General features: G+C 65.2%; 6 protein-coding genes. 5 read left to right on the top strand and 1 reads right to left on the bottom strand.

Annotated features, from left to right (window positions below; genetic code table 11):
- Nucleotides 1–154: 154 nt before the first annotated feature.
- Together typA and ACYSM9_RS21560 are read left to right on the top strand one after the other, a co-directional pair.
- Entirely contained in the window at nt 155–2,083 is a 1,929-nt protein-coding gene (typA, locus tag ACYSM9_RS21565; protein WP_461858991.1) for a translational GTPase TypA, read from the top strand.
- Between the two features lie 201 nt (nt 2,084–2,284).
- Nucleotides 2,285–3,094 (top strand): type IV toxin-antitoxin system AbiEi family antitoxin domain-containing protein, encoded by an 810-nt coding sequence (locus ACYSM9_RS21560; protein ID WP_461858990.1) that lies wholly within the window; start codon nt 2,285–2,287, stop codon nt 3,092–3,094.
- Between the two features lie 49 nt (nt 3,095–3,143).
- Here ACYSM9_RS21560 and ACYSM9_RS21555 read toward each other — a convergent pair whose 3' ends face one another.
- On the bottom strand, nt 3,144–3,386 hold the full coding sequence (locus ACYSM9_RS21555; protein ID WP_461858989.1) for a putative acetyltransferase: 243 nt from the start codon (nt 3,384–3,386) through the stop codon (nt 3,144–3,146).
- A 137-nt stretch (nt 3,387–3,523) separates the two neighbouring features.
- Here ACYSM9_RS21555 and fdxA point away from each other — a divergent pair, with 137 nt between their 5' ends.
- The 3 genes from fdxA to ACYSM9_RS21540 all read left to right on the top strand — a co-directional run bounded on the left by fdxA (nt 3,524) and on the right by ACYSM9_RS21540 (nt 6,530).
- Nucleotides 3,524–3,850, top strand: coding sequence for a ferredoxin (fdxA, locus tag ACYSM9_RS21550; RefSeq protein ID WP_009356972.1), 327 nt, complete (start codon nt 3,524–3,526; stop codon nt 3,848–3,850).
- A 13-nt stretch (nt 3,851–3,863) separates the two neighbouring features.
- Nucleotides 3,864–5,018, top strand: a complete 1,155-nt coding sequence (dapC, locus tag ACYSM9_RS21545) for a succinyldiaminopimelate transaminase (protein WP_461858988.1) — start codon at nt 3,864–3,866, stop codon at nt 5,016–5,018.
- Between the two features lie 225 nt (nt 5,019–5,243).
- Entirely contained in the window at nt 5,244–6,530 is a 1,287-nt protein-coding gene (locus tag ACYSM9_RS21540) for a citrate synthase (RefSeq protein ID WP_461858987.1), read from the top strand.
- The last annotated feature ends 270 nt before the right edge of the window (nt 6,531–6,800 follow it).

Genomic DNA, 6,800 nt, shown 5'->3' with positions numbered 1-6,800 from the left:
AACGTGACCATCACTCCGGCCACCGCAGCCTGACAAGCCCTACTTTCGTATTAGAATGGAGCAAGGTGCCCTGTGTTAAGGGCCGGATCCGTCGTGCGTTCCAGTTGGAAATGTCGCGATGCTACAGCTGACCCACTGAATCGAGCCATTACGCATGTCTGAAACCACCACCAACACCGCGGTAGCCACTGCATCGCGCAGTGACCTGCGCAACGTCGCGATCGTGGCCCACGTTGACCACGGCAAGACCACCCTGGTCGACGCCATGCTCAAGCAGACCAACTCCTTTGCCGAGCACAACCACCTCGAAGACCGCGTGATGGACTCCGGTGACCTGGAGCGCGAAAAGGGCATCACCATCCTGGCCAAGAACACCACGGTGGCCTACAACGGTCCGTCCTCCAACGGCGAGACCATCACCATCAACGTGATCGACACCCCCGGCCACGCCGACTTCGGTGGCGAGGTGGAGCGCGGCCTGTCCATGGTTGACGGCGTTGTGCTGCTCGTTGACTCTTCCGAGGGCCCGCTGCCGCAGACCCGCTTCGTGCTCCGCAAGGCACTTGCCGCCCACCTCCCGGTGATCCTGCTGGTCAACAAGACCGACCGTCCCGACGCCCGCATCGACGAAGTCGTGCACGAGTCCATGGACCTGCTCCTGGGCCTGGCCTCCGACCTCGCGGACGAGGTGCCGGACCTGGACCTGGACAAGGTCCTGGAAGTTCCCGTCGTCTATGCAGCCGCCAAGGTTGGGCGCGCCTCCCTGGAACAGCCGGCCAACGGTTCGGCCCCGGACAACGAGGACCTTGAGCCGCTGTTCAAGACCATCATCGAGCACATCCCTGCCCCCACCTACAACCCGGAAGGTGTCCTGCAGGCGCACGTCACCAACCTGGACGCCTCCCCGTTCCTGGGCCGCCTGGCTCTGCTCCGTATTTACAACGGAACCCTCCGCAAGGGCCAGCAGGTTGCCTGGGCGCGCCAGAACGGCGAACTGAAGACTGTCAAGATCACTGAACTCCTCGCCACCAAGGCGCTGGAGCGTGTTCCCGCCGAATCCGCCGGACCGGGCGAGATCGTCGCCGTCGCCGGTATCGAGGACATCACCATCGGTGAAACCCTGACCGACGTCGAAAACCCGCAGCCGCTGCCGCTGATCACCGTTGACGATCCCGCGATCTCGATGACCATCGGTATCAACACCTCCCCGCTGGCCGGCAAGGTCAAGGGCGCCAAGGTCACCGCCCGCCAGGTGAAGGACCGGCTGGACAAGGAACTGATCGGTAACGTCTCCATCAAGGTCCTGCCCACCGAGCGTCCGGACGCCTGGGAGGTCCAGGGCCGTGGCGAGCTCGCACTGGCCATCCTCGTGGAGCAGATGCGGCGCGAAGGCTTCGAGCTGACCGTTGGCAAGCCTCAGGTGGTCACCAGGACCATCGACGGCAAGGTCCACGAGCCGATGGAGCACATGACCATCGACGTCCCCGAAGAGTACCTTGGCGCCGTCACGCAGCTGATGGCAGCACGCAAGGGCCGCATGACCAACATGGCCAACCACGGCACCGGCTGGTGCCGGATGGAGTTCATCGTTCCCGCGCGTGGCCTGATCGGCTTCCGCACCCGGTTCCTCACCGACACCCGCGGTGCCGGCATCGCGGCCTCCATTTCCGAGGGCTACGAGCCGTGGGCCGGACCCATCGAGTACCGCACCAACGGCTCCATGGTCGCCGACCGAGCCGGCGTTGTTACCCCGTTCGCCATGATCAACCTGCAGGAGCGCGGCTCGTTCTTCGTCAAGCCCACCTCCGAGGTGTACGAGGGCATGATCGTGGGCGAGAACTCCCGCGCCGACGACATGGACGTCAACATCACGAAGGAAAAGAAGCTCACCAACATGCGTGCCGCTTCCTCGGACACCTTTGAGAACCTGACGCCGCCGCGCGAACTCACCCTTGAAGAATCGCTGGAATTCGCCCGCGAGGACGAGTGCGTGGAGGTGACTCCGGAAGCCATCCGCATCCGCAAGGTCATCCTCGACTCCAACGAGCGTGCCAAGGCCAACCGCGCCCGCGCCAAGGCATAGCAGGACCCTGGCCCAACAGAATGCCACTGGCACCATGCCGGTGGCATTCTGCTTTAAGTTCCGGGCTGCGCAATGAAGCGGAGACTCACTGCGCAGGGGCAGTCCCTGCGCAGTGAACTCCGCCCTAGCTGCGTGGGGCAGTTTTGCACATAGCTGTTTTTGTCGGCTGCGCCGGGGCTCCGGCCGCATGCAGGATCAGTTATGGCAACTGTTCACGAAGCACTGGCGGCGCTTGGCGGCGTCGCCGGCACCCGGGCATTACTGCAGGCAGGCGTTTCCCGCCGGAAGGTTGAATCAGGAGTCCTCGACGGCTCCGTCCAGCGGGTTGCGCGGGGAGTTTATGCGCTGCCGCATGCGGAACCGGTGCTCATCCACGCCGCCCGCCACCACGCCGTGCCAGGGTGCGTGACGGCTGCTGCCGCGGCAGGGCTGTGGGTGGTCAGGAATCCGGACCTGCCGCATCTGGCAGCAAGGCACGGACGGACTATCCCCGGCTGTGTCGTTCACCGCAGCAGCGTTCCATTAAGCCATCTGGACATTGTGTGCCAGTCACTGCGTTGCCTGCCGCCCCTGGAGGGCCTGGCCATCGCCGAGTCAGCGGTCAAGACGGGGCTGGTGCAGCTGCCCGCGCTCCGGAAGCGGTTTCCTGCAGCCCGGGAAAAGGCCCTGCTGGCACTGGTCGCCAGAATCCGGCCCCAGTCCGGCTCCGTTATCGAGACGATGGCCCGGTACCTGCTGGAGGAAGCCGGGCTGACGGTTGAGCTGCAGGTGCAGATTCCAGGGATGGGCCACCTGGATCTCCTGGTGGACGGCCTGCTGGGCATTGAGGCCGACGGTTACGCCTATCACAGCGGCCGGGAAGCCTACCGTGAGGACAGGCGGCGGTGGAACGTGACCGTTGTCAGGGGCGTTCCAACCCTCCGGGTCACCTTCGAAATGCTGCACAATCAGCCCCGGGAGTTCGTGCGCATGGTGCAGCAGGCCCTCGCCACGTACCGCCGTGCGCGGTGAGCTCCAGGTTCACCGCGCAGCGGCAGTACCTGCGCAATGAGCCCCGCCGTCAGCGTGCGGCCGGGCGGCGGCGCGGGGGAGCGGGCGGGACTTCCTTGGCGGCCACCACGCGGTTAAGGGGAATTACGACGTCGGCCTGCCGGGTGCGGATGGTGCAGGAACCGGCGTCACAGGCCAGCAGGTGCCCCAGGGCGTCTGTCAGGCCGTCGTCGATCCGGTACCGCACCACCACCCGGATGCCCGGTGCTGCACTGGAAAGGAACCGGGCGGGCGGGTGTACTGGCTGACTCACCAGTTCATACTAGGCTCCCGGCTAGGTTGGCGGTAACGGGCTGGGAGATAATAGGCTCAGATGTCAAGAGTCCGGCCGTGCTGCCGGATGCAAGAACCGGCGGGACGCCGGAACCCCAACGTGGAGAGGCCAGGGACGTGACGTACGTAATCGCGCAGCCGTGTGTGGATGTTAAGGACAAGGCGTGCATCGAGGAATGCCCCGTCGACTGCATCTATGAAGGCGAGCGTTCGCTGTACATCCATCCGGACGAATGCGTCGACTGTGGAGCCTGCGAACCGGTGTGCCCCGTGGAGGCCATCTACTACGAAGATGACACCCCGGATGAATGGGCCGATTACTACAAGGCCAACGTGGAGTTCTTCGACGACCTCGGTTCCCCGGGCGGGGCGGCCAAGATCGGCAACACGGGCAAGGACCACCCGATGATCGCCGCGCTTCCCCCGCAGAACCAAGACCACTGACCGGACGGAAACAGTGACCGCAGCAGTGAACACGTTTGGCCTGGATCTGCCCGACTATCCGTGGGAGGCCATGGCGCCGTACCTCGCGAAGGCTTCCGAACACCCCGGCGGGGCCGTCAACCTCTCCATCGGAACCCCCGTGGACCCCACGCCCGCCCTGATCCAGGACGCGTTGAAAGCCGCTGCTGACGCCCCCGGGTACCCCACGGTCCACGGCACCCCGGCCCTTCGCGAAGCCATCGCGGGCTGGTTTGAACGCCGCCGTGGCGTGGCCGGCCTCGATCCCCGCAACATCATGCCCACGGTGGGTTCCAAGGAACTCGTGGCGTGGCTGCCTCTGCTGCTCGGGCTGAAGCCCGGAGACGTCGTCGTCCGCCCCAAGGTGGCCTACCCCACGTACGATATCGGCGCCACCCTGGCCGGCGTTACCTCCGTGGCCACGGACAACCTGGACGAACTCGACGAGGCCACCCGGGCGCGCGTGCGCCTCATCTGGGTCAATTCGCCGGGCAACCCCACCGGCAGCGTCCGTGACGCCGGCTCGCTGAAGACGCTCGTTGACCAGGCGCGGGAACTGGGCGCCGTGGTTGCTTCGGACGAGTGCTACGCGGAGCTCGGCTGGGGCGCGTGGGATGTCCAGCGCGGCGGCGAGCCCGTCCCCAGCATCCTGGACCCGCGCGTCGCCGGCGGATCGCACCAGGGCTTGCTGGCGGTGTACTCGCTGAGCAAGCAGTCCAACGTTGCCGGCTACCGGGCCGCCTTCGTAGCCGGCGATCCCGACCTGATGCCCAACCTGGTCAACAGCCGCAAGCACGCGGGCATGATTGTGCCCTACCCGATCCAGGAAGCCATGCGGGTGGCGCTGGGCGACGACGCGCATGTGGAAGCCCAGAAGGACCTGTACCGCGGCCGCAGGGAGCGGCTGGTGCCCGCGCTGCTGGACTTCGGCCTGGAAATCAAGGAATCCGACGCCGGACTCTACCTGTGGTCGACGGCGGGGGAGGGCACCTGGGACACCGTGGCCCGCCTTGCGGAGCGCGGCATCGTGGTGGGCCCGGGAGTGTTTTACGGCGAGGCGGGCAACGGGTACGTCCGGGTGGCCCTCACCGGCACTGACGAGCGGATCGACGCGGCCGTCGCGCGGCTCGCAGGGCAAGAGGGTAAGTAACATTCCTGTGACTCGCGCCACATCAGGCGCATTTTAGGCCCTGTTGGGCCGTCTCGGATTAGTGACACCCGCCAAGGAGCGGTACTTTTTAACTGATCAATGGTGGCTTTCTACAAGAAGGCAGCCCGGGTGTTGGAACCTGTGTCCTCAGGTGCAGTGCGCGGCTCACCTGATGTTGGATCAAGCTTTCGACAGAGGCCAAAGGCGCCTCATGAAGGGGACTCCATGACTGAGACCAACAATGCTGCGACCCTGCTCCACGCAGGTGGCGAGTTGAAGCTCCCGCGCATCCAGGTTGTTGAAGGGAACGAAGGTTACGACGTCTCCAAGCTGCTGAAGCAGACGGGTGCCGTCACCTTTGACCCCGGCTTCATGAACACCGCAGCAACCACCTCGGCAATCACCTACATCGATGGCGATGCGGGCATCCTGCGCTACCGCGGGTACCCCATCGAGCAGTTGGCGCAGCACTCCAGCTTCCTCGAGGTTTCCTACCTGCTGATCTACGGCAACCTGCCCACCCCCTCCGAACTGGATGAGTTCGACCAGAAGATCCGCCGCCACACCCTGCTCCACGAGGAGCTCAAGGGCTTCTTCGGCGGCTTCCCCCGCGACGCGCACCCGATGCCCGTGCTGTCCTCGGCCGTGTCCGCCCTGTCCACGTTCTACCAGGACTCCCTGGACCCGTTCAACGCCGGGCAGGTGGAGGTCTCCACCATCCGCCTGATGGCCAAGCTGCCGGTCATCGCCGCCTACGCGCACAAGAAATCCATCGGCCAGCCCATGCTGTACCCGGACAACTCCATGAACCTGGTGGAGAACTTCCTGCGCCTCAGCTTCGGCCTTCCCGCCGAGCAGTACGAGCTGGACCCGGTCATCGTCAAGGCGCTGGATCTGCTGCTCATCCTGCACGCGGACCACGAGCAGAACTGCTCCACCTCCACGGTGCGCCTGGTGGGCTCCTCCAACGCCAACCTCTTCGCCTCCGTCTCCGCCGGCATCAACGCCCTCTTCGGACCCGCCCACGGCGGCGCCAACGAGGCCGTGTTGAAGATGCTCCGCCAGATCCAGGCCGACGGACTGAAGCCCGAGGACTACATGGAGAAGGTCAAGAACAAGGAAGACGGCGTCCGGCTCATGGGCTTCGGGCACCGCGTCTACAAGAACTACGACCCGCGCGCCAAGATCGTCAAGGCCACCGCGCACGAGATCCTCGAGAAGCTCGGCGGCAACGACGAACTGCTGGACATCGCCCTGCGCCTGGAAGAAAAGGCGCTGAACGACGACTACTTCATCCAGCGCAAGCTCTACCCGAACGTGGACTTCTACACGGGCCTGATCTACAAGGCCATGGGCTTCCCGGAGAAGATGTTCACCGTGCTGTTCGCGATCGGCCGCCTTCCCGGCTGGATCGCCCAGTGGCGCGAAATGATCAGCGACCCCAACACCAAGATCGGCCGTCCGCGCCAGCTGTACATCGGCGAGCCGGAGCGCGACTACCCCGCCCGCTAATCCCCACGGCTTAACCGCGGCAATGACGACGACGGCCGCCCACCTTCCACAGGCGGGCGGCCGTTCCGCGTTTAAACACCATCCATTGTCGCTCCCCACCGGCACCCTAACCTCGCAAGCTCGGCCAGGGAACCCTGCCGGCGTGGGCCCACTGCCCTTTTGGGGGGTCAAAACGGCAGTTACGGAGCAATCGATGGGGAGGGGACTCAGGAGGCGTAGCCGTTGGGGTTGTTTTTCTGCCAGCGCCAGTGGTCTTCGCACATCTGGTCG

The sequence above is a fragment of the Arthrobacter sp. C152 genome (assembly GCF_054890965.1).
This window is presented reverse-complemented; position numbering and strand designations above follow the sequence as displayed.